The 25,981-nt window shown below is 67.6% G+C and carries 24 protein-coding genes and 1 pseudogene; 3 read left to right on the top strand and 22 right to left on the bottom strand.

What is annotated here, in order from left to right:
• Nucleotides 1-8 precede the first annotated feature (8 nt).
• From A7U43_RS09560 to A7U43_RS09545, 4 genes are read right to left on the bottom strand one after another with little or no spacing between them, the layout of a single operon-like run.
• Entirely contained in the window at nucleotides 9-731 is a 723-nt protein-coding gene (locus A7U43_RS09560) for a CPBP family intramembrane glutamic endopeptidase (protein WP_067993999.1), read from the bottom strand.
• Complete coding sequence (locus tag A7U43_RS09555) at nucleotides 728-1,855, bottom strand: NAD(P)H-binding protein (RefSeq protein WP_067993996.1); 1,128 nt, start codon at nucleotides 1,853-1,855, stop codon at nucleotides 728-730. The genes A7U43_RS09560 and A7U43_RS09555 overlap by 4 nt, the downstream gene beginning before the upstream one ends.
• A 39-nt stretch (nucleotides 1,856-1,894) precedes the next feature.
• Nucleotides 1,895-2,407, bottom strand: coding sequence for a gamma carbonic anhydrase family protein (locus A7U43_RS09550; RefSeq protein ID WP_068002301.1), 513 nt, complete (start codon nucleotides 2,405-2,407; stop codon nucleotides 1,895-1,897).
• A gap of 27 nt (nucleotides 2,408-2,434) precedes the next feature.
• A complete protein-coding gene (locus tag A7U43_RS09545; RefSeq protein ID WP_067993993.1) occupies nucleotides 2,435-3,391 on the bottom strand; it encodes a GlxA family transcriptional regulator in 957 nt (318 codons plus the stop codon).
• An 80-nt stretch (nucleotides 3,392-3,471) separates the two neighbouring features.
• Here A7U43_RS09545 and A7U43_RS09540 point away from each other — a divergent pair.
• A pseudogene (locus A7U43_RS09540) lies at nucleotides 3,472-4,741 on the top strand (MFS transporter).
• 148 nt (nucleotides 4,742-4,889) lie between these two features.
• The gene (locus A7U43_RS09535; protein ID WP_067993990.1) at nucleotides 4,890-5,654 is read left to right on the top strand and encodes a fasciclin domain-containing protein; all 765 of its coding nucleotides are present in this window, start codon (nucleotides 4,890-4,892) and stop codon (nucleotides 5,652-5,654) included.
• 58 nt (nucleotides 5,655-5,712) lie between these two features.
• On the opposite strand, the gene A7U43_RS09530 is transcribed toward A7U43_RS09535, so the two are convergent.
• Genes A7U43_RS09530 through A7U43_RS09520 form a run of 3 tightly spaced genes read right to left on the bottom strand, consistent with a single transcriptional unit; the run spans nucleotide 5,713 to nucleotide 8,807 of the window.
• A complete protein-coding gene (locus A7U43_RS09530) occupies nucleotides 5,713-6,855 on the bottom strand; it encodes an acyl-CoA dehydrogenase family protein (RefSeq protein WP_067993987.1) in 1,143 nt (380 codons plus the stop codon).
• 3 nt (nucleotides 6,856-6,858) lie between these two features.
• On the bottom strand, nucleotides 6,859-7,653 hold the full coding sequence (locus A7U43_RS09525; RefSeq protein WP_067993985.1) for a crotonase/enoyl-CoA hydratase family protein: 795 nt from the start codon (nucleotides 7,651-7,653) through the stop codon (nucleotides 6,859-6,861).
• Complete coding sequence (locus tag A7U43_RS09520; RefSeq protein WP_067993982.1) at nucleotides 7,650-8,807, bottom strand: thiolase family protein; 1,158 nt, start codon at nucleotides 8,805-8,807, stop codon at nucleotides 7,650-7,652. Before A7U43_RS09520 ends, A7U43_RS09525 begins: the two co-directional genes overlap by 4 nt.
• A gap of 190 nt (nucleotides 8,808-8,997) precedes the next feature.
• Here A7U43_RS09520 and A7U43_RS09515 point away from each other — a divergent pair, with 190 nt between their 5' ends.
• Complete coding sequence (locus A7U43_RS09515) at nucleotides 8,998-9,795, top strand: FadR/GntR family transcriptional regulator (RefSeq protein ID WP_067993979.1); 798 nt, start codon at nucleotides 8,998-9,000, stop codon at nucleotides 9,793-9,795.
• On the opposite strand, the gene A7U43_RS09510 is transcribed toward A7U43_RS09515, so the two are convergent.
• The 15 genes from A7U43_RS09510 to A7U43_RS09440 form a co-directional block, all read right to left on the bottom strand.
• Complete coding sequence (locus A7U43_RS09510) at nucleotides 9,785-11,542, bottom strand: DUF3556 domain-containing protein (RefSeq protein WP_067993976.1); 1,758 nt, start codon at nucleotides 11,540-11,542, stop codon at nucleotides 9,785-9,787. The genes A7U43_RS09515 and A7U43_RS09510 overlap by 11 nt on opposite strands.
• Before the next feature lie 71 nt (nucleotides 11,543-11,613).
• Nucleotides 11,614-12,078 carry a DoxX family protein gene (locus A7U43_RS09505; protein WP_068002298.1) on the bottom strand — a complete coding sequence of 155 codons (465 nt, stop codon included), beginning with the start codon at nucleotides 12,076-12,078 and terminating at the stop codon, nucleotides 11,614-11,616.
• Nucleotides 12,079-12,264: 186 nt separating this feature from the next.
• Nucleotides 12,265-13,521, bottom strand: coding sequence for a WS/DGAT domain-containing protein (locus tag A7U43_RS09500; protein ID WP_156525871.1), 1,257 nt, complete (start codon nucleotides 13,519-13,521; stop codon nucleotides 12,265-12,267).
• Entirely contained in the window at nucleotides 13,511-14,410 is a 900-nt protein-coding gene (locus A7U43_RS09495; RefSeq protein WP_067993971.1) for an alpha/beta fold hydrolase, read from the bottom strand. Before A7U43_RS09495 ends, A7U43_RS09500 begins: the two co-directional genes overlap by 11 nt.
• A gap of 9 nt (nucleotides 14,411-14,419) precedes the next feature.
• Nucleotides 14,420-15,067, bottom strand: coding sequence for a hypothetical protein (locus tag A7U43_RS09490; protein WP_067993969.1), 648 nt, complete (start codon nucleotides 15,065-15,067; stop codon nucleotides 14,420-14,422).
• On the bottom strand, nucleotides 15,064-15,732 hold the full coding sequence (locus A7U43_RS09485; RefSeq protein WP_067993966.1) for a tetratricopeptide repeat protein: 669 nt from the start codon (nucleotides 15,730-15,732) through the stop codon (nucleotides 15,064-15,066). Before A7U43_RS09485 ends, A7U43_RS09490 begins: the two co-directional genes overlap by 4 nt.
• Entirely contained in the window at nucleotides 15,696-17,162 is a 1,467-nt protein-coding gene (locus A7U43_RS09480) for an MCE family protein (RefSeq protein WP_067993965.1), read from the bottom strand. The genes A7U43_RS09485 and A7U43_RS09480 overlap by 37 nt, the downstream gene beginning before the upstream one ends.
• 1 nt (nucleotide 17,163) lies before the next feature.
• Nucleotides 17,164-18,291: a virulence factor Mce family protein gene (locus A7U43_RS09475; protein WP_067993962.1), complete on the bottom strand. Its 1,128-nt coding sequence runs from the start codon at nucleotides 18,289-18,291 to the stop codon at nucleotides 17,164-17,166.
• Complete coding sequence (locus A7U43_RS09470) at nucleotides 18,288-19,622, bottom strand: MCE family protein (protein WP_067993959.1); 1,335 nt, start codon at nucleotides 19,620-19,622, stop codon at nucleotides 18,288-18,290. Before A7U43_RS09470 ends, A7U43_RS09475 begins: the two co-directional genes overlap by 4 nt.
• Entirely contained in the window at nucleotides 19,622-20,989 is a 1,368-nt protein-coding gene (locus A7U43_RS09465; protein WP_068002292.1) for a virulence factor Mce family protein, read from the bottom strand. The genes A7U43_RS09470 and A7U43_RS09465 overlap by 1 nt, the downstream gene beginning before the upstream one ends.
• A complete protein-coding gene (locus tag A7U43_RS09460; RefSeq protein WP_067993956.1) occupies nucleotides 20,986-22,017 on the bottom strand; it encodes a virulence factor Mce family protein in 1,032 nt (343 codons plus the stop codon). The genes A7U43_RS09465 and A7U43_RS09460 overlap by 4 nt, the downstream gene beginning before the upstream one ends.
• 41 nt (nucleotides 22,018-22,058) lie before the next feature.
• Entirely contained in the window at nucleotides 22,059-23,522 is a 1,464-nt protein-coding gene (locus tag A7U43_RS09455) for an MCE family protein (RefSeq protein WP_067993953.1), read from the bottom strand.
• Between the two features lies 1 nt (nucleotide 23,523).
• Complete coding sequence (locus A7U43_RS09450) at nucleotides 23,524-24,354, bottom strand: ABC transporter permease (RefSeq protein WP_068002286.1); 831 nt, start codon at nucleotides 24,352-24,354, stop codon at nucleotides 23,524-23,526.
• An 8-nt stretch (nucleotides 24,355-24,362) separates the two neighbouring features.
• On the bottom strand, nucleotides 24,363-25,142 hold the full coding sequence (locus tag A7U43_RS09445; protein ID WP_068002289.1) for an MlaE family ABC transporter permease: 780 nt from the start codon (nucleotides 25,140-25,142) through the stop codon (nucleotides 24,363-24,365).
• 186 nt (nucleotides 25,143-25,328) lie between these two features.
• Entirely contained in the window at nucleotides 25,329-25,943 is a 615-nt protein-coding gene (locus A7U43_RS09440) for a TetR/AcrR family transcriptional regulator (protein ID WP_231963557.1), read from the bottom strand.
• Between the last annotated feature and the right edge of the window lie 38 nt (nucleotides 25,944-25,981).

The following is a 25,981-nucleotide window of genomic DNA, read 5'->3' as shown; positions in this document are numbered from 1 at the left end:
CGGGGAACTCAGACACCGAAGATGGGTGGCAACGCGAGCACCATCACCAGACCCCAGAAGAAGTGCACCAACATGGGGGCCAGCACCCCGCCGGTCGCGCGGCGCAACACCGCGCAGATCGAACCCAGGATGATCGCGGCGAAACCGAGCATCGGGTTGCCGGTGGTGGCCGCTGTCGCAATCACGTACAGCACGGTGGAGGTGAGCACCGGGCGGTGCCTGAGCAGCGCCGTGTACAGCGAGCCACGGAAGAACATCTCCTCTGCGAGCCCGTTGATCACGGTGATGAAGACGATCAGGTAGAGCGGCCCGGCGTTGGAGTACTGCAGCACGTCGCGGATGTAGTCGTTGATGCCGGGGATCTCCCGGGCCACCAATCCGCCGAGGACGAACACCGCGCCGAGCCCGAGCCCGATCGCTGTCCCCGTGATGACCGGACGCCGGCTGCGTCGGTGAAAGTCGACGTGCCCCATGTGCAACGGGCCGGACAGAAACGCTCCGGTGGCCCAGACACCGGCCAGCGCCAGGGTGAGCCAGACGAACGTGTCGTCGCCGGGCGGACGACTCAGGGAATAGCCGAGCAATGCGGCACCGATCAGCAGCACAGCGCCGACCACGAACTTGCGTCTGCCGATCACCGCAGGAGCCTCTTCGGAAGGCGGCGCCTTGTTGGCCGCGATTCTGCGCAGCTCACCGGCCCAATTCGTCGAAGGGGTGTTGGGGCCCGTCATCGCGGGTCGACCTTCGCGGCCAGGACCGTCAACGCATCCAGTCCGGTGCGCACCGCCGCCCTGGCCGGACCGGGAAGCGGTGCCAACATCGACAGCGCGGGGCGCGCGATCCACGGTGTCAGCTGCCGGATCCTCGCGGTGTCACCGCCGGCCCAGTCGGGGTCGGTATCGGCGAGGTGATGGGCGTCGGCGAGCCGGTCGACCGGCCGGCGCGGATGCGCGGTCAGCGACCTGACCATCGCCTCATCCACCCCGAGCAGGCCACCGTCCGGGTCGGGCACCAGCCCACGCAGACCGTCCCCGCTGGCGGTCATCGGGTAGTCAAGGGAGGCAGTGAGATCCGCGGTCAAACCGCCGGGGACCGGCAGCACCGCGGCCGACACCATGGAGACCAGTGCGGTGGGTACACCACCGACCGGGACCTCGACCTGCCAGTTGCCACTGAGCCGCGCGTAGGCGGCCAGCAGATCCCGGTAGGTGGTGGTGTCCGGCCCGCTGATGTCATAGGAGCCGGCCGGAACCTTCTCCGAATCTGCCGCAGCGACAAGGTAATACAGCACATCCTTGATCGAGATCGGGTCGATGGGGTTGGACATCCAGCTCGGCAGCGGCAGCACCGGGAACCGGTCACCGACGTAGCGCAGGATCTCGAAAGACGTCGAACCGGCGCCGATGATCAGCGCCGCACCCAGCCACACCACCTCGGCGCCGCCGTCGACATGCAGGGCCTCGGCGACCTCGGCCCGGCCGGCCAGATGATCGGACAGCGTCTCACCGCCGGGAACGAATCCGCCGAGGTAGACGATGCGGCGCACACCCGCGGTGCGAGCCGCATCGGCGACGTTGGCCGCCGCCCGGTTGTCGGATTCCCGGAAACCGGGATCGCCGATCCCGTGCAGCAGGTAATACACCACGTCGACCGCACCGGCCGATACGAACGCCGCTGCGGTGGAGTCGGATTCACGCGCATCCATGGCGACGACGGTGACGTCGTCGACCCAGCCGTATGCCCCGAGCCGGGCGGGGTTCCGGCTGGTCACCACGACCTCGTGGCCCTCGGCCAGCAGTTCGGCGACCAGGCGCGACCCGATGTATCCGGTCGCGCCGGTGAGCAGAATCCGCATAGTCCCCAAACTACCCACGGCCGGGCCGATGAAACCGGGTCAGCGGTGCAGGTCGATGAGCCCCTGATACACCTGCGCGTTCAGTTTGTTGCCTTCCAGCTCATGCGCGGTGAGCTCGCGTCGCACCTTGCCCGGCACCCCGGCAACCAGCGAGCCGGGCGGGATGACGGCCCCCTGCGGGACCACCGCACCCGCTCCGACCAGCGAACCGGCTCCGATGACCGCACCGTTGAGCACGATCGCGCCCATGCCGATCAGGCAGTCATCCTCGACGGTGCAGCCGTGCAGCACGGCGTTGTGGCCGACGCTCACGCCCGACCCGACGCGCAGCGGGAAACCGGGGTCGACGTGAGCAGTGACACCATCCTGGAGATTCGAGCCGAAGCCGATCTCGATGGGTTCGAATTCGGCGCGAAGTGTGGCGCCGTACCAGATGCTGACCTTGGCGGCCAGCGTCACCGGCCCGATCACGCTGGCGTTGGGCGCCACCCACGATTCGGCGTGCAACTGCGGGGCGCGGCCCTGGATGGGGATGATCAGCGGTTCAGGCATGGCCGTCATGGTAATCAGGCGCCACTTCTAGACCCCCTGGTACACCTTTCGATAACCGGTCGGCGACATGCCGACGTCGCGGCGCAGGTGGTGGCGCAGATTGCCGCCGGTGCCGAGGCCGGAGCGCCGGGCGACCTCGTCGACGGACAGTTGCTGTGATTCCAGCAGCTCTCGCGCCCGGTCGAGCCGGCGGTTGCGTATCCAATGACCGGGCGCCTCACCGGTTTCCGTCCGGAAGCGACGATTGAACGTGCGCGCACTCATGTGTGCATGGCGGGCCAGCACCTGCACCGTCAGGTGCTCATCGAGGTGAGCCAACGCCCATTCCCGGGTGGCGGCGGTGGAGGCATCATCGGCGGCCGGCACCTGCCGATCGATGAACTGGGCCTGGCCGCCTTCCCGCCACGGCGGCACCACGCAGTGGCGGGCCACCTCGTTGACCGCCTGGGCACCGTGATCGGACCGGATGATGTGCAGGCACAGGTCGATCCCTGCGGCCAGGCCGGCCGAGGTGAGCACGTCGCCGTCATCGACGAACAACACGTTCTCGTCGAGTCGCACGCTGGGGAACAACGCCCGGAAGGTGTCGGCGAACTGCCAGTGGGTCGTCGCCGGGCGATCGTCCAGCAGGCCGGCGGCCGCCAACACGAAGGCGCCGGTGCAGATCGAGACCAGCCGGGCGCCCGGACGGACCATCGCCAACGCCGCCCGCACCTCGGGGCCCAAGGTGCCGTTCGTCCGGGCGGGCGGATACCGGGTGCCGGGGATGACCACCGTGTCGGCGGTGGCCAGGGCTTGCGGGCCGGCACCGGGCAGCATGGAGTATCCGCTGGTGGTCGGCACCGCCCCCGCGGTGGCCGCGCAGATCGTCACCTCGTAGAGCGGTGCACCACCGGCGTCGGCGGCGCTGCCGAACAAGGTCGGCGCGATGGTGGCGTCGAAACCCACCACCGGCGCGACCAGCAGGACGGTGACACGGTGCACACCACAGTTTGGCATGTTTTTGACGAGTGCTGTCATTCATGCCACTAGGCGGGGCCGTCCCGATCCGCGACCATCGACGCATGACACTGCTGCGCGCCCGCACCCGCCTGCACTGGGCCTGGGTGGTGGCCGGCGTCAGCTTCATCGCCATCCTCGGCGCGGCCGCCTTCCGGTCGGTGCCGGGCGTCATGATGAACCCGCTGCACCACGAGTTCGGCTGGTCGCACGGCACCGTCGGGGTGGCGATGGCGGTGAACATGACGCTCTACGGCGTCACCGCCCCGTTCGCCGCCGCCCTGATGGACCGCTTCGGGGTGCGACCGGTGCTGTCCGGCGCGCTCGCGCTGATCGCCGCCGGCTCGGCGCTGAGCGTCGTGATGACCGCGAGCTGGCAGCTGGTGGTGCTCTGGGGAGTGCTGGTCGGCATCGGCACCGGCGCCATCTCGATGGGATTCGTCGCGAGGGTGGCCACCCGGTGGTTCGAGGCGCGGCGCGGGCTGGTCACCGGGGTACTGACGGCGGCCAGCGCCACCGGACAGCTGATCTTCCTGCCGGTGGTGGCCGAGGTGACCACCCGGCACGGCTGGCGCTGGGCATCGCTGATCGTGGCGGCCGCCGCCCTGGCCGTGGTGCCGCTGGTCGCACTGTTCATGCGCAACCGGCCCCAGGACATCGGGCTGACCGCGTACGGTGCCACCTCCGCCGATGTCGTGACGCTGCCGACGGGCACCTTCAGCGCCGCGTTCGACGGGCTGCGCATCGGGCTGCGGTCCCGCGCGTTCTGGCTGCTCGCCGCCAGCTTCGCCATCTGCGGCATGACCACCAACGGGCTCATCGGTACGCATTTCATCCCGGCGGCCAACGACCACGGCATGCCGACCACCCTGGCTGCCGGGCTGCTGGCCACCATCGGCATTCTCGACGTGGCCGGGACGATCTTCTCCGGCTGGCTGACCGATCGCGTGGACCCGCGGGTGCTGCTATGCGTGTATTACGCCGGACGCGGGGTATCGCTGTTGCTGCTGCCGTCGCTGCTTTCTCCGCACGCCGAACCGGGGACCTGGGTCTTCATCATCTTCTACGGGTTGGATTGGGTGGCCACCGTGCCGCCGACGATCGTGCTGTGCCGTGGATTTCTTCGGCACCGCGACGCCGATCGTCTTCGGCTGGGTGTTCGCGTCACACCAGCTCGGCGCGGCGGTCGCGGCGGCCGGCGCCGGCTGGATCCGGGACCTGCAGGGCACCTATGACCTGGCCTTCTACCTCGCCGCCGGGCTGTGCTTCACGGCCACCGCGCTGTGCGCCGGCGTGCGCAGACCGGCCGGTGCGGCGGCCCTGCCGGCGCCCTAGCATTTGGCTGCGCTCACACCGGCGCTTACGATTCAACCGGCGCCGCGGGGACGCCAGAGGATTTGACACCGAGTCTGTAAAAAACACCGGTCAGCCGCGTTCCCGCTTGTGACGCGCCGACCCAGTCATGAGCGGGAGGAAAACACACGTGCACGCTCGCACCGGCAAACTCTTCGGCGTCGTGGTCGCATCGTCGGCCATCGTCTTCGCAGGAACCACCGTCACGGCTCACGCCGACGATCCCACCACCACCCCCGGCATGGTGATCGCCGAACCGAAGGGCCCCACGTGTGACGCGACCGTGAAGTCGGTGCCCACCGGCCCCGGTTCACTGACCGGATTGGCCAAGGCGCAGTCCTCGACCGCGCTGGCCAGCATTCCGGCCATCTCCACCTTCAGCGGCGCGATCTCGGGCCAGCTGAACCCCGAGGTCAATGTCGCCGCGGTGCTCGACAACGGCCCCTACATCGTGTTCGCGCCGAGCAACGACGCGTTCGCGAAGCTGCCGCCCGAGAAGCTGGAGCAGCTCAAGACCGATCCGGTCGCGCTGACCGCGCTGGTGTACTACCACATGGCGCTCGGCATCCTCGGTCCCGACGATATCGAGGGCACCGTGTACACCCAGCAGGGTAAGCCGGTGATCGTCAAGGGCTCCGGCGGCGACATCACGGTGAACGACGCCAAGGTCGAATGCGGCGGCATCGGCGCCGACCACATGCGCGTCTACATCATCGACACCGTGCTGGACCCGGCGCTGGCGCCCACCCCGGTGACCACCGCCACCTCGGTGCCGACCAGCACCTCGGTGACCACCACAACCACGACGTCGGCCACCGAGACCACGTCGGCGACCAGCCCGGCCGCCGAGGCGCCCACGACCGTGACCGTCACCGAGACCGCACCGGCGGGCTAGCACAGGCATAAAAAACGGCGCCCACTCGTGACGAGTGGGCGCCGTTTTTGCGTGCTGTCTACAGCCCCAGATCGCGGCCGATGATCTCCTTCATGATCTCGGTGGTGCCACCGTAGATCGTCTGGATGCGCACGTCGACGTAGTCCTTGGCGACCCGGTACTCGTTCATGTACCCGTAGCCGCCGTGCAGCTGCAGGCAGGAGTCCACGACCTTCTTCCCGAGCTCGGTGCACCACCACTTCGCCTTGGAGGCCTGCACCGCGGTGAGCTCACCGTCCACGACAGCCTGCAGGCAGCGGTCGATGTACTGCTCGGCGATGTCGAGTTCGGTGTCCAGCTCGGCCATCACGAAGCGGCTGTTCTGGAAGCTGCCGATGGGCTGCCCGAAGGCCTTGCGGTCCTTGACGTATTGCAGGGTCTCGTTGAAGGTGGCCCGCGCCCCGGCGATGCCGGCGATGGCGATGGACAGCCGCTCCGAGGGCAGGTTCTCCATCAAGTGGTAGAAGCCCTTGCCCTCGGTGCCGAGCAGGTTGGCCGCGGGGACACGGACATCCTCGAAGTTCAGCTCCGAGGTGTCCGCGGCGTGCTGGCCCATCTTGTCCAGCTTGCGGCCGCGGGTGAAGCCCGGCATATCGCGCTCCACCACCAGCAGCGAGAAGCCCTTGTGGCCGGCTTCGGGATCGGTGCGCGCCACCACGACCACCAGGTCGGAGTTGATACCGGCCGAGATGAACGTCTTGGCGCCGTTGATGATGTAGTCATCGCCGTCGCGCACCGCGGTGGTCTTGATGCCCGCGAGATCGCTGCCCGCGCCGGGCTCGCTCATCGCGATGGCACCGATCAGCTCGCCACTGGCGAAGCCCGGCATCCAGCGCTCCAGCTGCTCGGTGGTGGCCAGGTTCTTGAAGTACGGGCCGACGATGTCGTTCTGCAGGCTCACGCCGGGGCAGGCCAGGCCGAACTTCGAGAACTCCTCGACGATCACGGCATTGAAGCGGAAGTCGTCGACGCCGCCGCCGCCGTACTCTTCGGGCATGTTGAACCCGATCAATCCGTAATTGCCTGCGGCCACATAGGCTTCACGGTCGACGAGGCGGTTGGCCTCCCACTTCTCGACGTTGGGCAGACACTCCTTCTCCAGGAACTGCTTGGCGGTTTCCCGGAGTTGCTCGTGCTCGGTTTCGAAAACCAGTCTCTTCACTGCTTACTTTGCCTTCCAGACGGGCTCGCGCTTCTGCGCGAAGGCCAACGGTCCCTCCATGGCGTCCTCGGTCTTGAGCAGCGTCGCGAACTCGCCGAACGTCTGCTTCCAGAACGGCTCGTCGGCGGCGACGACGCCGTCGACCGCCCCGTAGGACACCCTCTTGCTCGCCCGAACCGCCAACGGCGCGTTGACCGCGATCCGTTCGGCCAGCTCCAGTGCCGCGTCCACGACGGTGCCGTCGGGCACGACCTTGTTGATCAGACCCCATTTGAGCGCGTCGGCCGAGGACAGCGGTTCTCCGGTGAACACCAGCTCAAGTGCCAGCTTCTGCGGCAGTTGCGCCACGATGCGGAACACCCCGCCGGCGCCGGCGATCAGACCGCGCTTCACCTCCGGCAGACCGAATTTCGCGCGCTCCTCGGCGACCACCAGGTCACTGGCCAGCGCCAGCTCGGTGCCGCCACCGAGGGCGGTGCCGTTCACCGCGGCAATCGTCGGCTTGTCGACGAAGTGCCGCACGTACCCGGCGAAACCCCACTCCGGATGCTCCGGATGGAACAGGTTCTCCCCGCGCGAGATGGCCTTCAGATCCGCTCCGGCGCAGAAGGACTTGTCCCCCGAGCCGGTCAGCACGATGACCCGGACGTCCGGGTCGTCCTGGGCGGCCTGCAGGGCATCGCCGACCGCGGTCGACACCGCCGCGTTGACCGCGTTGCGGGCGTCGGGCCGGTTGATCGTGATGATCAGAACATTGCCGCGCTTCTCGGTGAGCGCTCCGGCCTGCTCGTCGCTCACAGCAGCTCCAGGATGGTCGCGTTGGCCTGGCCGCCACCCTCGCACATGGTCTGCAGGCCGTACTGAATGTTGTTGTCCCGCATGTGGTAAAGCAGCGTGGTCAGGATGCGCGCACCGGAACCGCCGAGCGGGTGGCCCAGCGCGATGGCGCCGCCGTTGGGGTTGAGCCGATTCTCGTCGGCGCCGATATCCTTCAGCCACGCCATCGGGACCGGGGCGAACGCCTCGTTGACCTCGAACGCACCGATCTGGTCGACACTGAGACCGGACTTGGCCAGCGCCTTCTGGGTGGCCGGGATGGGTGCGGTCAGCATGATGACCGGGTCGGCGCCGGCGAGCACAGCGGTGTGCACCTTGGCGAGCGGCTTGAGACCGAGGTCCTTGGCCTTCTCGGCCGACATGACCAGCAGCGCGGCCGAGCCGTCGGAGATCTGGCTGGAGTTACCGGCGTGGATCACACCGTCCTCCTTGAAGGCGGGCTTGATGGCGGCCATGGACTCCACGGTGCCACCGCGGCGGATGCCGCCGTCTTCGAGCACGACGGTGTCGTTGCCGTCGGCGTCCTTGGTCTTGATGCCCACGATCTGGTCCTTGAAGGCACCGGAATCCTGTGCGGCGGCGGCTTTTTCGTGCGAGCGCAGGGAGAACTCATCGAGCTGGGTACGCGAGAATCCCCACTGCTCGGCAATCATCTCCGCGCCGACGCCCTGGTTCGGGGTCTGCTCGTAGCGGGTCCGGAACGCCTCCGGGTAGGGGTGTCCGCCATTGGCCAACGAGGAACCCATCGGGGTGCGCGACATCGACTCGACACCACCGGCGACGACGACGTCGTAGTGACCGGCGATCACACCGGCGACGGCGAAGTGCAGCGACTGCTGGCTCGATCCGCACTGGCGGTCCACCGTGACGCCGGGGACGGACTCGGGCCACCCGGCGGTCAGCACGGCGGTACGGGCGATGTCGAGCGCCTGCTCCCCGGCCTGCATGACACAGCCCCAGATCACGTCGTCGACGAGCGCCGGATCGATGCCGGCACGCTGCACCAGGCCGTTGAGCACCTGGGCCGACAGTTCGGACGGGTGCACGCCGGACAGTGCGCCGTTGCGCCTGCCGACTGGTGAACGGACAGCCTCGACGATGACGGCTTCAGCCATGGACTTCTCCTTCGAAGGTGGTTGGCGCTCCATATATGGATGGGCTTAAATCGAACCTAGAGCAGGAGGTTTACTAGGTCAACCTACTGGTTGGTAGAGCGCGGATGAACGCGGGTGCACGCGCCGGGGTGGCCAACATGGTTTACTGAGTTGAACACCTGATACCAGCGTACTGACGAGGAGTGACCCCGTGGCCGGCAGCACCCCGCTCTCGCCGATGATCGGCCGCAGCGCCGTCCCGGCGGTGGCCGGCGCGCCCATTCGGTCACCGAAGACGGCCGAACTGGTGGCCGGGACGCTGCGCCGGATGGTCGTCGACGGCCAGCTCAAGGAGGGCGACTACCTGCCCAACGAGGCCGAGCTGATGGCCCACTTCGGAGTGAGCCGCCCGACGCTGCGCGAGGCGGTCCGGGTGCTGGAATCCGAGCGTCTCGTCGAGGTACGCCGTGGCTCACGCACCGGCGCGCGGGTACGGGTGCCCGGCCCGGAGATCGTGGCACGCCCGGCGGGGCTGTTGCTGGAGCTGTCCGGGGCGACCATCGCCGACGTGATGACGGCCCGCGCCGGTATCGAGCCGATGGCTGTGCGCCTGCTCACCGAGTCCGGCAACACCGAGGCATTCGACGAGCTCGACACGATGATCGCCGAGCATGTCCCCTCCGGGCGCGACACCGGCCGGATGGCCGAGACGACCGGCGACTTCCATCAGCGGGTGGTCGAGCTGTCGGGCAACGCCACGCTGACCCTCATGGCCGGGATGTTGCACGAGATCACCGTGCGGCACACCGCGTTGGCCATGAAGGAGAACCGGCCGCTGTCCAAATCCGACTACGAACTGCTGATGCGGTCCTACAAGCGGCTGATGACGCTGATGCGTTCCGGCGACGGCGAGGCCGCCGAGGCGCATTGGCGCAAACACCTGGACACGGCACGCGAACTGCTCCTCAAGGGCATGGAGTCGGTCAAGGTCCGCGACGTCATGATCTGACGCCGCTGGAGGACGCGGGGCCCGGCGTCTGCACGTCGTAGACCGGCACGGTGTCATCCCACGGCTGACGGACGACCATATCGGCGACCTTGACGTAGCCACGTTCGAACTCGCCGGTGGCGGCGTCGACCAAACGGTACCGCTGGGTCTGGCGGTGGATGGGTTGCGCGTCGAGCATCACGATCCGCACCTCCCCCGGTTCGAAATGGCATCGCGACTGCAAGGCGGCCACCAGCTGTTCGTTGCTCATGTGGCCGTCACCGAAGTTCCACCCGATGGCCGTGCTGACGATGCGCTCACCGTCGGTGAGGGTGTAATCGTCCTCGTCGTACCCGGCCATCGCCCTGTGTGCCAGGGTGAACAGCGCCCGGCCGTGAGTGTTGAAGGAGCGGAACGCATATCCCATGTACATCGGGATCTGTGCGGCCTCCTTGCTGCCGTAGAACTTCTCCAGCTGCGCGGCGGGCATGCTGGCGATCGCGACGATGCCCGCGGCGATCTTGGCATCGGCCGAGGGCTTGATGCACCACAGCGAGGTGTCCCAGTTACCGGCGTAGTAGCGCATGCCGGGCAGGAAGGACACCTTGCGCGGGAACAGGTTTCCCAATATGACGGTGCCGGCCACCACGACCAGCAAGACGATCGGCCAGGGGCTGGACAGATCGCCGAGTCCGATATCGGAATGGCCGACGAACAGCGCCAGCACGCTGAACATCATGAACACGTTCCACTCCAGCGGGACCCCCATCGGGATCGAGCTCAGGATGCCGAAATGGAACACCAGCATCACAAAGGCCGCGATGGCCGTCGCCCACCCGCCGTGACTGAAGAACAGCACCAGCGGCACCAGCCCCTCGACCGCGGTGGAGAAGTGACCGATGAACCGGGACGCCCGGCCGGGACGTAGATCATCGGGGAAGTGCTCGAAGAACTTTCGTTTGATCGCCGGTGACCGGAAGACCGGATTGTTGCTCATCATCGTGGAGATGACGAACGGGAAGTGTTTGTTGAGCTTCGAGGTCGCCGCGCCCAGCCAGATCACCAGGCAGACGAACTTCGCGGCGATGATGATGTCGGCGCCGGTGAACAGGAAGCACACCGCCAGCGATCCGTACACCTCGCCGCGGGCGGCCAGGAAGATCACCTTGTCCCGCAGTCCGGCCAGCGCGAGCAGCACCAGGATGGCCGCCGTCTGCCACACCGGCAGCACGCCCACCTCGGTGCCCAGTTCCGGGATCGGGCCGGTGCCCTGGGAGAACAGCGCGACCACGAGCATCACCAGCAGCGCCCCGTAGAGCAGCACATCCACCGGGCCGCGGCTGTCCCCCTTGGTCAGCGGGATCCGGTTGGGCCACGGCGGGAGCCGAATCGTCTTGGGCCGTAGCCAATACAGGATGGAACCCATCGGCGGGAAGAACCGATTGTTCAACGGGCCGAAACCACAACCGAGACCGACGACCTCGAACAGCATCGTGTAGAACACGACCTTCTGATAGAGGATCGGCTCGTTGTACCACGACGAGAACTCGGTGAAACCCCCGAGACCGTCGGTACTCGCGAGCACCAGCACCCAGGCCACCACGACGTAGGCCAGGATCTTGAGGACATAGAACAGGTGCAGCGCGACCGGAGTGCCGAAGCCGACCTCGGCCCAGTGCCGCGCCATCGGCACGATCCGCTCGGCGCGGGTGCCCTTGCTCCACTCCTCGAAGTCGATCACCGGAGTGTTCTGCTTCAGGAATCCCATGCCGGCAAGACTAGAACGTGTTCTAGTCCGAGGCCAGCAGTTCGGTCATCTCGGCAGGTGCGCCGACGGTGTCAGCTGGTCTTGGCCGGCGGGCGGAAGAAGATGACCAGCTGCCCGATACCGCCGAGCAGACCGAGACCCGCGGCGATGGCCAGACCGCACCAGCCCGACAGCCAGGACGCCACCTCGGTGCCGGAGAACAGCAGGTGGTCCAGGCTGTAGCGACCGGCCCCGAGGCCGGCGATGGCGACCGCCGCCACCGCGAGCACCAGGTTGTACTCCCAGCCCTCCTTGACGATGAAGAAGCCGTTGTGCCGGTGCACGGTCCAGGCCGCGACCAGCATGAGCGCCACGAATCCGGCGGCCGGGATCGGCGTCAGCAGGCCCAGCGCCAAGCCCAGCCCCGCGGCGATCTCGGTGCTGGCCGCCACCCGCGCGTGGAACAGGCCCGGCTTCATGCCGATGCTGTCGAACCAGCCCGCGGTGCCCGGGATGCGTCCACCGCCGAAGAACTTGTTGTAACCGTGGGCGGCCATGGTCAGACCGAGAACAACGCGCAGGAGCAGGAGCGCCACATCATAGGAAGAGGAGTCAGCCACGTAACAGAATCTAGGCCATCTGTTACGTCACCGCCCACCCCCCATCCACACTGAGCACCGCCGAGTGGCCAGTTATGTCACGCAAACCACGAAGAGCCGTGTGATAAGTGGCCACTCGGCGACCTAAAGAGCGAACTCCAGCCGCTGCGCATACTCGTCGATATCGCCGATCGCCGATTCGGCGGCGTACACGCTGAGCGTGATGGTGTCACCGACGCCGGTCACGCAGTGGGTGATGCCCACCATCGGCGACAGACCGGGGAACGCGGCGGCCATCCGCACCGGACGGCCCCCGAACGCGAAATCCGCCGCCCCGCAGTTGACACTGGACACCACGGTGTTGCCGGTTACCGTCGCCGAGCGCACCGACGGGTCGAACTGGCTTATCCCCCAGCGCAACAGCCGCGCGGGGGTGGCATCGAAGGCGCGCTCGGAGGCGCGCATCGCCGGATGCGCGGCGCGTCGGCGACGGTCGGCCAGGTCTGCGGCGATCGCATCGACGCGTTGCTCGTCGAGCAGGCCCGGGTGCAGTCCGACGCCGACGGTGCCGAAATGGTTGTAGGCGCGACGCGGACCGGGCTTGGCCATGGTCACCTCGGCGCCGAGTTCCCCCACCTCGACGCCGAGTTTCGTGAGCTGACCGGCCAGCGCCTCGGAGATCGCGGACAGCGCGGCGACCGTGACGGTCGTGCCACAGAGTTGAGCGCGATCACGGGTGACGGTACGCATGAGCCGCCGCCCGACCGGGCTGGCGTTGGTGCGCAACGGGGTACACGGTGCGGCCGGGGGTGGCACCAGAGCGGCCTCGGTGTCACGCATCAGCTGCCGGTATGTGCGCGCGGCCTGCACACTGCGCCACGGCAGCAGGACGGGATGGGCGTGCTCGGGCGCGACCGGGTCCACCGACGCGGAGCCGCCGAACATCACCGCCGCCGGCCCGCAGGTCCGCCCACCACCACCCAGGGTGTGGGTGATCTGCAGGACCGCGACCGTCGCGTCATCTACGGTGCCGGGGACACCCTGGACGCCGACGAACAGGTGCAACCGCCAGGGCAGCACCGTCGCGTCGAGCTGATCGTCGACGAGCGCGCTCACCGCCGCCAGACAGCCCCGCCACGAGGTGTCGACCAGATCGTGCACGATGAACTGTCCGGTACCGACCTGGTGCGGTACCCAGCGTGGGTAGCGCCACCGCGAACCATCGGCCACCCGCCGGTTGAGATCCGGGCTGGTGCCGGCATGTGTGATGAGCGCACCGATCGCCGCGTCCAGGTCGGCGGGGACACCGTCGAATCCGTACAGCAGGAAGGTGTCGTTGGGCATTCTGGCCGACATCCAGAACATCTGGGCGTCGACCGCGGTCAGCCGGTTAGCGGCCACTTCCGATGAAATCCAGGATGCGTTCCGCGGTGGCAGCGGGCTGATCGAGCTGCAGGAAGTGCCCGCCGCCGTCGATGACGTGGGCGGTGCTGCCGGTCGGCAGCACTTGGCGCACCCACTCGGTGTAATCCGAAGACGCACAACCGTCGTCGGTGCCATGCAGGTAGAGCGTCGGCAGAACGGGCGCGGACAGCCAGTGCCGGTGCAACTCGGCGTAGCGGGCCGGCGGGCGACTGTTGCGCACCGTCGCCCGGTAGTAGCCCAGCGCCGCCCGCCAGCGCTCCGGCGCTCCGATCGCGTCGAGCACCAGGCGCACATCCTCGGCGCCGTCATATCCCGGGGACCAGTCCCGCCACAGCTTGGGCACCACCCGTGCCGCGGATTGTTCTGGCAGCCAGGGCAATTGGAAGAACAGGATGTACCAGCTGCGCCGCAACTGACGCGGCAGCTGCGCGGCCAACCGGGCCATGTCGGAGCGCTGCCGGAATGCTGCCGACGGGGGCACCGACATGATGACGGCCTTGTCGAAAGGGCTGCCCGGCATGGCCGCCAGACCGGTGGCGGCGATCGCACCCCAGTCATGGCCGATGATGACGTCGCGCCCGGTGGGACCGGCGGCGTCGAGCACCCGCAGCGCATCATCCATCAGCGCGCCCACGTGGTAGCTGCCCTCGGCGGACAGCGAGGACGGCGCGTACCCCCGCATGAACGGGGCCACCACCCGCCAGCCGGCATCGGCGAGCTGCGGGGCCACCTTGCGCCAGCCATGGGCGGTATCCGGAAACCCGTGCAGGCACACGGCGACCGGCGCGTCACGGTCGTCCCAGTCACCCCAGGTCAACGCACGCAGGGTGACATCGTCACCCACGACGTCGATCTGGCCGGTCACCGGGTGCCCCTAGACCGGTTCGAAGGCCGAGATCAGCCAGCGGTCGCCGGACTTCTCCAGGGTGACCCGCACACTGGAGGCGGTGTCGGTCGGCGCGTCGGCACCGACCACGACGGTCTGGTTGACGAACACCAGCACCACCGCACGATTCGGGTCGGCCTGCACCGAGGCGGCCGCGGGAACGGTGGCCACCGCGGAGATCTGCTTCTCCTTCGAGCCGGGGATGACGACGTCGGTGGTCAGATCGGTGTAGGCCTGCTGGAAGTCTCCGGTGAGCAGCGAACGGGCATCGGAGAGCTGTTGTTCCACGGTGTCCGGCTTGTAGGACAGCAACGCCACCGTGCTGTCCTTGGCGGCCTGAACGGATTCGACGGCCGCGCTGTCCCCGTCGCGCACCGAATTGTCCTGCCACTTCAGGAAACCGGCGCCCAGACCCAGTACCAAGGCCAGACCGGGCAGAATGCCGTAGGCCAGCACCCGGGGCCATTCGATGGACCGCTTCGCCGGGGAGGCGGGTTCGGTCGCCTCGGCCGACTCGGTCTCCGCGGGCACATCGGCGGCCTCGTCGAGTTCGACGGCGCCCGACTCGGCGTCGGTCACCTCGGGCTCCAGGTCATCGGATGCGCCGCCCTCGGCGGGGGCGTTCTTCTCGGTCACGGCACGAACTCCACGTTGGACACCTTCACCTGATCATCGCCGACATCCTGGACCGTCACGCGCATCCGCCACAGCCGCGGTTGCTGCTCGGCGGCACCGGCATTGGACGTCTGCACCGTCACCGCGACGAGCACACTGGCCTCGGTGTCGGACTCGGATTCCAGGCCCGCCTCGGTCACCATCCCGACGGATTTGGACTGTGCTTGCTTGACGACGTCGATGAACGGCGCCGCGCGCTGCTGGAAATCGTCATAGAAGGTGCCGGTGGCGGAGTCCAGGATGCGCTGCACATCGGCCTCGGCATGCTCCCAGTCGATCGTGGTGAGGTTGATCGCCCCCTGGCGGCCGACCTGCAGGAACAGCTGACGTTGGTCCTCGAGCTGACGCGATTCGTAGGTGCGGAAACCGAGCCAGCCCACCAGGCCGGCCAGCGCGAGCACCACCACGAGCCCGGCGATGGTGGCCAGGCGGACATGCGAGATCCCGGGCTTGGCGGCCGCTTCGGCCTCCGCGTCGTCGGCCAACTCGTCCTCGGCCAACTCGTCGTCGGCCACCGCGGCGTCGAAGTCCTGCACCGACTCGTCGGCGTCAGCGGATACGGTCTCCTCGGTGTCGGATGCGGACTCGCTCACTTCCCCGGAGGGGGTAGCAGCATCGTCTGCCATGTTTGCTCCTCGTTCGCGGTGCGGGCCAGGTTCGATTGGGTGTACACCTGCCCGTCCGGTCCAACGTACGTGCCGCTGGCCGGATCGTATTCAGCGGCTGCGACAGGCGGGGGCGCCGCGGCCGGCGGCGGCACTGTTTCCGCAGGTGGTGTCCCCGGCCTGACCTGCGGGATGGACTGCCCGGACATGGTGGCGTTCGGATCGCCCTTCCAGTTGAAGCCGTCGTTGAGCGGGACGTAGTTCTCGTCGCTCTCGCACATCGCGACGCTGGGAGCACGCTTGCCCGGCACCGTCAGGCACGGCAGGTTGCGGGCGCCACGCACGTTGAACGCGGAGTCCTGCGGGACCCGGCAGTACAGGTCACCGGCCGGCCGGTCCGGGTAGTCCTCCAGGCTGGCGACACGCTGCTGCTGCGGCGGCAGGAAGCCGGTCGTGCACGTGGGTGGCAGGTTCAGGTTCAGATTGAAGTTCAGGTACGCGCCCTTGTAGTCCTGCTTGGTGTTCCGGTTGGCGGTACCGGTGGCCTGGGTGGTGGCGGTGCCCTGCGGCAGCAGCACCAGCAGCTGCTCCAGCGCGGGCTGGTAGGTGACCAGGACCGGGTTCACGCTGGCCAGGTTGGCGAGCACGATCGGCAGCGTCGGCTGCAGCCTGTCCAGCAGCGCCCGCACTTCCTCGGCGGCACCGGGTCCCCGTTCCAGCAAGCCCCGGACCGCATCGTCGTGGTCGCGCAGTTCGCCGGTGATGGTCGCCAGGTTCGACGCCCACGCGCGGATCGCGCCGGAGGTGTCGGTCTGGGTATCGAGCACCGGCTTCGACTCGTCGATCAGGGTGGTCAGCGAATCCAGGTTGGCCCGTGCATCGATGGCCAGCTGGGTGGAACCCTTCACCAGCCGCGACAGGTCCGGGCCCAATCCGCCGACCGCCAGGTAGGCCTCGTCGACGGCGGTGCGCAGGTTGTCACCCGGAATGGCTTGCAGGCCACGGTTGGTCGCGTCCAGCAGGGTGTTGACATCCATCGGGACGGTGGTGCGGTCCAGCGGGATGACATCTCCGTCGCGCAGCGTGGGCCCGTCCCCGCTGCGCGGCATCAGCTCGACGAACAGTTCACCGACGGCGGTCTGGCTGTGCACCGCGGCGTCCAGGTCGGCCGGGATCGACACATCGTCGGTCAGCGACAGTTTCGCCTCGACGGTGCCCCGGTCGGTGAGGCCGACCTCCTCCACCCGGCCCACCTGCGATCCGCGGTAGGTGACATTGCCGCGCGGGTACAGGCCGCCGGTCTCGGGCAGCTCGAGGGTGACGCGGTAATGCCCGGCGCCGAACAGCAGGTTCGGCAACCGCATGTAGCTGAAGGCCATGATGCCGATCGCGACGACCGAGATGGCGATGAACACCGCCATCTGGATCAGGATTCTCCTGGTCAGGATCATGTCATCGCCCCTGATCCCACCGGTACGGCGCGAGTAGCGGATTCACCCCGGTGTACGGGCTGGGAAGCTGACCGATGGTGCGGCCCCACTGCATCTCCAACTCGGTCAGGTCGCCCTCCCACCGGGTGCCGGTGAACAGGCCCTGGTCGACACGGCTCAGCGTCAGGTCGACCACCAGGGTCAGGTTGGCGTAGTCACCGCGCATCCAATTGGTGATGGTTTCCTTCGGGAACGGATAGGTGGTCAGGAAGCTCAGCGAGCGGGTCAGCGCCGGCCCGGCATTGGCCAGCTGTTCCAGGGTGGGCCCCAGGGCCTTCAGCTCGGCGACGAGCGCCTCCCTGGTCTGGCTGGTCGCATCCGCGGCCAGCGCACTGAACCTGCCCAGCTGTACGAGCGCCTCCGCCAACATCTCGCGTTGGTCCTTGAGCACCTGCAGTGCGTCGGGAATCGTCTGCAACGCCTTGTCCACCACCGGCTTCTGCTCGGCGACCTGGCCGACCAGAGAGTTCAGGCTCTCGGCCGCGGCGATGATGTCGTCCTTCTGGTCGTTGTTGTAGGCGATGAAGATGTCGAGTTGCTCGATCAGGCTGCGCAGGTCGGCCTCGCGCCCGGTGAAGGCGGTGCTGAACGCCGTCGTGATGTCCTGAACCTGGCCGACACCACCGCCGTTGAGCAGCAACGAGATCGCCGCCAGTGTCTGCTCGGTGGTGGGGAACGTGCCGCTGGACTCCAGCGGAATCACCGCTCCCGGCTTCAACCGGCCCTGCGGGGCGGTGTCGGTGGGTGGCGCCAATTCGATGTGCTCGGAACCGAGCAGGCTGGTCTGGCCGAGCGTCGCGGTCGCGTTCGCGGGCAGCACGACATTCTCGTTGAGGCTCATGGTGACCAGCGCGTGCCAGCCCTGGCGCTCGATCTTGGTCACGTTGCCGACCGTCACGTCGTCGACGCGCACCCGCGAGTTCGGGGAGAGGTGATCGACATCGGGCATCTGCGCCTGCACCGTGTAGGACCCCGGCCCGACGCCCTCGACACCCGGCAGCGCGACCGAATTGAGGCCCTTCCACTGGCATCCGGTGACGGCGGCCGCGATCACCAACACCGCGCCGGCGAGGCGCACCCGTGTCGTCATGATCCCGGTCCCGTCGGCACCATCAGGCCGGGCAACCCGTCGGCCGGGTTGGTGGCCAGGCCCACGCCGGGCGCCTCGGCGGCCAGCGGCGGCCCACCCGGCACCGGGACCGCACCGGCCGGCGGCGGCACGGGCGCGGGCCCCGGCGGCGGGATGTAGTCCGGACGCATCCAATCCTCGCTGTAGGTCACTTCATTCGGGCGTGCCTGCGTCCCGACCAGCAGGTTCTGGCCGATCGGCAGGAAGTTGTACTGGCGGTTCTTGATGATCGGCGCCAAGTACTGCACGCACAGCTTCGAGGACTGCTCGGCACCCAGGCGCGAGGCCGCCTGCACCGCGCCGCACAGGAAGCTGATCGGGTTGGCGAAGTTGTTGATCACCGGCACGCTCGACACCGCACCCTGGGCGGGCTGATAGATGTTGATGTAGTTCTGGAACGACGTGGGCGCCACATGCAGGAACTGCTTGACGTCGGCGAGGCTGTCGTTGAGGGCCTGGGTCACCCCGGCCAGTCGATCCGATGTGGTGCCCAGGCTCTCGCGGTTATCGGCCACGAACGTCTGTACCAGACCGACCGTGTCGGCGAGATCCTGCACAGCGGTGCCGACCTCGTCCGGGTTGTCGGCCAGCGTGCCGGTCACCGAGGCCAGGTTCTGGTTCAGCGCCCGCATCACATCGGTGCTGTCCTGCAATGCCGAGACCAGGATCGACAGGTTCTTGACCGTGGCGAAGACATCGGTGCTGTGGTCACCGACGGCCGAAATCGCCTGGGACAGTTTGACCAAGGTGGCGCGAATGTCGGCGCCCTGGCCGCGCAGGTTGTCCGCGGCGGTGTTGATGAAGGCACCGAGTTCGCTGACCCCGCCGGGCTCGGTGGGCTGCAGCGTCTCGGTGATGCGGTGCAACTGTTCGCGGACATCGTCGTACTCGACCGGCACCACGGTGCGGTTCTGGTCGATCACGGCGTCGTTCTGCAGCACCGGACCACCGGAGTAGGTCGGGGTCAGCTGGATTGCCCGCGACGTCACCAGCATCGGCGAGAGGATCGCCGCATTGACGTCGGCGGGCACCTTGTGGCGTGCGTCGTACCAGAACGAGATCTTGACCCGTTCGGGCTCCGGCTCGATCTTGTCGATCCGCCCGACCGGCACGCCGAGGATCACGACGTCATCGCCCTCGAAGATGCCGTTGCTGCTGTCGAAGTAGGCGACGACGTTGACCCGGTTGATGGTGTCGCCGACCTTGATCACCACTAACACACCGGCGGCCAACAGCGCCACCAGGGCCACCGCCAGGAAGGTCCGCGTGCGCGGCTTGGAAGGTGTTGCCATCAACCCACTCCCGGTTCTGCGCCGGAACCGGCACCGTGCGGCGCGGGCTCACCGGGGGCGGGCACGTACACCGGGCCCGGAGGGGTCGGTGTCGACGCGATCCCCGGCGGTGCCACCGCCGGCGGTCCGGGCGGCGGTCCGCCCGGCGGCGGTGCCGGAATCGGCTCGCGATAGGGGTAACACCCGGTCGGTCCGGGCAGCGGAATCCCGGGCGGGCCGCAGCCGAGGTCACCGGGATTGCCGGTGATGGCATCGGGCAGGTTCAGACGTGGATCGCCGCCTTGACCGGTCCGCGGGTAGGGCACCGGCATCGCGGGAGTGCCGGCCTGCCCGACCTGCGGATCGGTGCGTTCCGAGGGCAGCAGCACATTGGGGTCCAGTCCCAGATCGGAGAACGCGGCGTCGATGAACGGCTGCACGAACTGTCCTGGGAGCAGGTTGGCGACATAGGACTTGAAGAACGGCCCGCCGGAGACCGACTCGCCCAACGACATCGCGTAGTCACCCATCAGCTTCAGCGATTTCTGCAGCCGTTCCTTGCGATTGTCCAGGATGGTCAGCACGCCGTTGAGTTTGTCGATCGCCGGTTTGAGGGTTTCGTCGTTCTCGGCGATGAAGCCCCGCAGCTGACGGCTCAGCGCCGAGATGTTGCCCGAGATCGCGTCCAGCGCAGCGCTTTGTGCCCGCAGCTCGGCCAACAGCGCATTGCTGTTGCGCACCAGACCGACAATCTGGTCGCTGCGCTCGGCCAGCACCGTGGTGGCCTTGTTGGCGTTGCCCAACAGCGAACGCAGCTCGGCGTCACGCTCGTTGAGGGTCTCGGAGAACCGGGACACCCCCTCGATGGCCACCCGCAGCTCGGGCGGGGTGTCGGCAAAGGTCTCCGAGAGCACCCGCAGCGAATCCGAGAGCTGGTTGGTGTTCAACCCGCTGATGGTGGCCGACAGGTCACCGAGCGCATCGGGCAGCTGATAGGCGGGCGTCGTGCGGTCCAGGGGAATGGTGCCGTCCTGCCAGCCGTCCCCACGCGGTGTGACCTCGAGATATTTGGTGCCCAGCAGGCTTTTGGTCTTCACCGCGGCCTCACTGCGATCGCCGATCCGCACATCGCCATCGATCTTGAAGGTGACCAGCACCCGCTGGCCGTCCAATTCCACCCCGGAGACGCTGCCGACCCGCATCCCGGAGACCTGCACGGTCGCGCCGTCGCGGATACCACTGGCCTCGGCGAAATAGGCGGAATAGTTCTTGCCCTGGCTCAGGAACGGCAGCTTGTCGTAGTTCAGCGCACCCAGCACGATGGCCGCGATGATCGCGAGACCCACTGCGCCGACCACGAACTGGTTACGTTCTCCGAAAGACTTCATCGCGGGGTGCACCTCCCGCTGTTCTGTCCGGCGGCCTTCACATACACCGGCTGACCGCCCTTACCGTTGAGCTTGAGGACGATATCGCAGAGGTAGAAGCTGAAGAAGTCACCGTAGATGCCTTGCCGCGCCAATGCCTGATACGCATCGGGAAGGGTGTTGATCAGGTTGTCGAAGTACTCGTGATCGGCGACGACGATGCCGGCGGCACGGTCGGTCTCCTGGACGGTCTTGGCCAGCGGCGGCCTGGCCTGCTCCAGCAGATCGGCGATGCTGCCCGCCGCTTCGCTGACATAGGCCACCCCACTGGCGATATCGGTGCGACGCTCGGCCAGTCCCTCGATCAATTCGGACAGGCCGTCCACCGCCTTGGCGAACTGTTCGTTCTGGTCGCCGAGCGAACCCATCACCGTGTTCAGGTTCACGATGACCTCACCGATCAGCTGGTCACGATCGGCCAGGGTGTTGGTCAGCGCCGCGGTCTGGCTGAGGAAGGACCCGATGGTGGCGCCCTGCCCTTGCAGTGCGCTGATCAGCTGGCCGGACAGCGCGTTGACCTGGTCGGGTTCCAGCGCCTTGAACAGCGGGCGGAAGCCACCGATCAGTGCGTCCAGATCCAGCGGAGGTGCCGTGCGGGACAACGGGATCGTCGCTCCGGGCTGCAGCCGCGCGGTGTCCCCGGCACCCTCCAGCAGGCCGAGGTAGCGCCCGCCGATGAGATCGTCGTAGCGGATCACCGCGCGGGTGCCTTGGGTCAGCATGACGGATTCGTCGGCGGTGAAGTCGACGAGCACGGTGCCGTCATCGCGGATCTTCATGTCGCCGACCTTGCCGACCTCGACACCGGCGATCCGCACGAAATCGCCGGGCTCCATGCCACCCACATTCGAGAACTCGGCGCGGTAACCCTTCTCCGTCTCCCCGAAGCGCAGCTGGGAGAAGATCGCGAACAGCCCGAAGACACCCAGCAGGCACACTGCCAGGAAGATGGTGAGCCGCCAGATGGCGGCCCCCAGATTGTCTTTCATGACTGCTCGGTTCTCCTTCGTCGGTCAGCTGAGGTCGGACGTCACGGGCCCGGTGCGGCGGGTACCGGCAACGGCTGCGGTGGCAGCGGTGTCGGCTGGACGCCGGGCGCGGTCACCACGAACGGCTCCGAACCGGGGGTCGGACCGGGATCGCGCGGTGCGCCCGGCGGCGGCGCCGGCGGTAGACCGGGCCACAGTGGCGTGCCGTCCGGGGCGTAGAGCTGGGCGCCGTAGGCCGGGGCACCCGGGTACGGGATAGGCCCGATTGCCGGTCCGCCCCAGGTGTTGCGGATGCTCGGCGGCTCGGGGACGGCCCGGGTGACCGGCAGCCAGTTGCCGTAGGTCGGGAACGCGATACCCGGGTTGGGTCGCCAGTCCACGCCGGTACCGAAACCGGTGTTGGTGATCAGCTGGCGCACCGGCCAGTTGTCGTCGACGCTCGGCAGCGAGCCGCAACCCGGCTTTCCGCCCGGTCCGCCCTTGGCCCCGACGATCGGCAGGTTCTGCGGGTAGCGGTACGGGTCATCGCCGAGCATCAGGCTGGTGTCCAGGATGAAGGACTTGCCGTTGCCGCCGGTGGCGTCGTAGCCACCGTGATCCAGCAGGTATTTGGCGCCGGTGAGCAGGCAGGTGTAGGACGGGCTGTACTTCAGCAGCAGGTCGGTGGTCGGCGCCAGCGTGTTGATGGCCTTGATCAGGTTGGGGTTGTTCGGGGCCAGCAACTCGATTCCCTTGTTGGACAACCCGGTTGTCGCAAGGAGCAGCGCATCGAGCTGCCGGGAGTTCGCGCTCACCGTGGTCGCGGTGGTGCTGGCGGCGTCCAAGGTGGCCAGGATGCCCTGGGCGGCGTCGCTGTAGGCGTCGCTGAAGCCCTTCAGGGCCTGCCAGTCGGCACGGATCGTCTCGGCCCGCGGATTGAGCGCCAGCAGAACCTGGTTGGCGTCGGTGGTGGCCTGCCCGATCACCTCCCCGCGGCCGCGGACGCCTTCGGCGAGCGCGGACAGCGTGGCGTTCAGCTTGGCGGTGTCGACCTGTTCGAGCACGCCCACGAGATTCTCGAAGACGGTGTTGACCTCGGTGGTGACGTTGAGCGATTCGAGCACCTGGCCGGACTTCAGCCGCTCGGCGCTCGGGCTCTCCGGGTAGACGAGGTCGACGAACTTGGCACCGAAGATCGTGGTGGCCCGGATGCGGGCCTCGACATTGGCCGGGATGAAACGGATCTGGTCGGGGTCGATGTCGAGGCGCAACTTGACCGGCGACGCGGCCTCGGAGTCACCGCCGCTGATCGCGACGACCCTGCCGACCTGCACGCCGCGCATCTTGACCTTGGCGTTGGTCTCCATCACCAGCCCGGATCGGTCCGCGGTCAGCGTCACCGGAACGGTCTTGCGCAGCGAACCGGTGAACAACGCGAACGACAGCCAGACGGCGGCCACCACAAACACCACCAACAGCAGCGTCCACCAGCCCGGTGCAATTCCTGTGCGTCGTGTCTCGGCCATGTCAACCGGCCAGATTGAAGTTGCCGGACTGCCCGTACACCGCCAGGGAGATCATCACCACGACGAACGCGGAGATCACCAGCGAGGTGCGCACCGCGCGGCCGACGGCCTCGCCCACCCCGGCGGGTCCCCCGCTGGCGGTGAAGCCGTAATAGGTGTGCACCAACATGATGACGATCGCCATCGCGATGGACTGGACGAACGACCAGATGAGGTCGATCGGGTTGAGGAACGTGTCGAAGTAGTGGTCGTAGACACCGCTGGACTGCCCGTAGATGACGGTGGTGCCGATCTTGGCCGCGTAGAACGACATCAGCACGCCCACACAGTAGAGCGGAATGACCACGATGACACCGGCAATGACGCGACTGGACGCCAGGTAGGCGATGCTGCGGATACCGATGACCTCCAGGGCGTCGATCTCCTCATTGATGCGCATGGCGCCCAGTTGCGCGGTGGCCCCGGCGCCGATGGTCGCCGACAAGGCGATCGCGGTGGTGGCCGGTGCGATCAGACGCACGTTGAAGAACGCCGAGGCGAAACCGGTCAGCGCTTCTACGCCGATCTCGGAGAACTGGTTGTAACCCTGCACCGCCACCAGCGCGCCGGTACTGACGGTCAGGAAGCCGACGATGGCGACGGTGCCGCCGATGATGGCCAAAGCGCCGGTGCCCAGGCCCATCTGGGCGATCAGCCGGATCAGTTCCTTGGGGTACCGGACGAACACGTCACCGATCGAGATGAGCGTGCGCCCGAAGAACTGAGTCTGCACACCGACCTGGTTCCAGCCGTCGACGACGTTGCCGACGCCGCGCTTCAAGCGGTACCCCATCACGCTGGTCACATCGTCGCCCGCACGCCGACGGCGGTCGCGACCACGTTGATCGCGAACAGCGCCATGAAGGTGAACACCACGGTCTCGTTGACGGCGTTACCCACGCCGGCCGGTCCGCCGCCCACCGAGATCCCCTTGTAGCAGGCGATCAGGCCGGCGGTCAGGCCGAACAGCGCGGCCTTGACCAACGCGACCATCACATCGGCCGGTCCGGTGATCAGCGTCAGGCCGGCGACGAACGCGCCCGGTGAGACGTGCTGGACATACACGCAGAACAGGTAGGCGCCGGTGAGTCCGACCAGCACCACGGTGGCCGACAGCGCCAGCGATACCGTCGTGGCCGCGAGCACCCGCGGGATGACCAATGCCTGAATCGGATTCACGCCCATCACCCGCAGGGCGTCGAGTTCCTCGCGGATCGTCCGGGCGCCCAGGTCGGCGCACATCGCGGTGGCGCCCGCACCGGCGATCACCAAAACGGTGACGATCGGCCCGATCTGGGTGACGGTGCCCAACGCGGCGCCGGTCCCAGAGAAGTCCGCGGCGCCGAACTCGGTCAGCAGGATGTTGAAGGTGAAGGTCAACAGCACGGTGTAGGGGATGGTCAGCATCAGCGTGGGCAGCAACGACACCCGTGCCACAAACCACGACTGCAGGATGTACTCGCGCCACGCGAAGGGCGGCCGGAACATCAGGATGAAGACGTCCAGCGTCATCGAGAAGAACCCGCCGAAAGCGCGCACCGGCCGCGTCACGACACTGGGAATGGCATCTTGCACAGCCATCAGCGGACCGATCCCGCCCAGTCCCACATCCGCTTGCCCATGTAGCCCCTTCCAAGGTGCTCGCGCTTCGAACACGATATGACCACAGGCTCGGCTATGGATGCGGAAGAACGTACATAACGATTCTCACAGCGACAACACCGACCACCTGGTTGGCCGACCTAAGTTACCGTGCAGTAGTGTGCGTCACACTTTGCCGGCGACACCCAGCGCACGCAGCGTGAACCGCTCCACCCGGGCGCGCGACAGCGCAATCTCCGCGGGATCGAAAATCCTTGCCGAGGTCAGCTCCCGGCTCACCAGGGCCGCGATGGCGATGGCATCCGATTCCGGCTCGGCCAGCGGAAACGAACCGTCGGCATGCCCGGATCGCAGAATGGTTGCCAGCGAGCGCTCGCGGCGCGCCCGCGACCGTGTGCGCGCCTCCCGGTATCCCTTGGCCGACCGCATCTCGTCGCAGTCCAGCACGGCCAGGTTGCGGTGCAGGTCGGTCTCGGTTGCCAGCGCGAACATCTGATCAAGCCAGGCCCGCAGCTGATTCAGCGGATCCGGGGCCGGTGCGCCGGCGATCTCGTCGAGCACCACGGCCAGCCGCTCGGTCACCTGCTCGAGCATCGCCAGGAACAGCTCGTCCTTGGACTCGAAGTGCCGGTAGAACGCCCGGCTGGAGACCTCCGCACGCGCCAGGATGGCCGAGACGTGCACCGGGCCCTCGTGCGGTTCGGACAGGCAATCGAAGGTGGCCTCGACGATGCGGTCACGTTCCTCGTCGTTGGACCCTGCGGACGGCACTGACGGCACGCCACCTGAGTCTAGTGACCCCCCAGCGCCGACCCGAC

Origin of the sequence: Mycobacterium adipatum, from assembly GCF_001644575.1 — a bacterium.
Classification (GTDB): domain Bacteria; phylum Actinomycetota; class Actinomycetes; order Mycobacteriales; family Mycobacteriaceae; genus Mycobacterium; species Mycobacterium adipatum.
The sequence above is the reverse complement of the archived record's forward strand: the minus strand, read 5'-3'. Positions and strand labels throughout refer to the sequence as shown.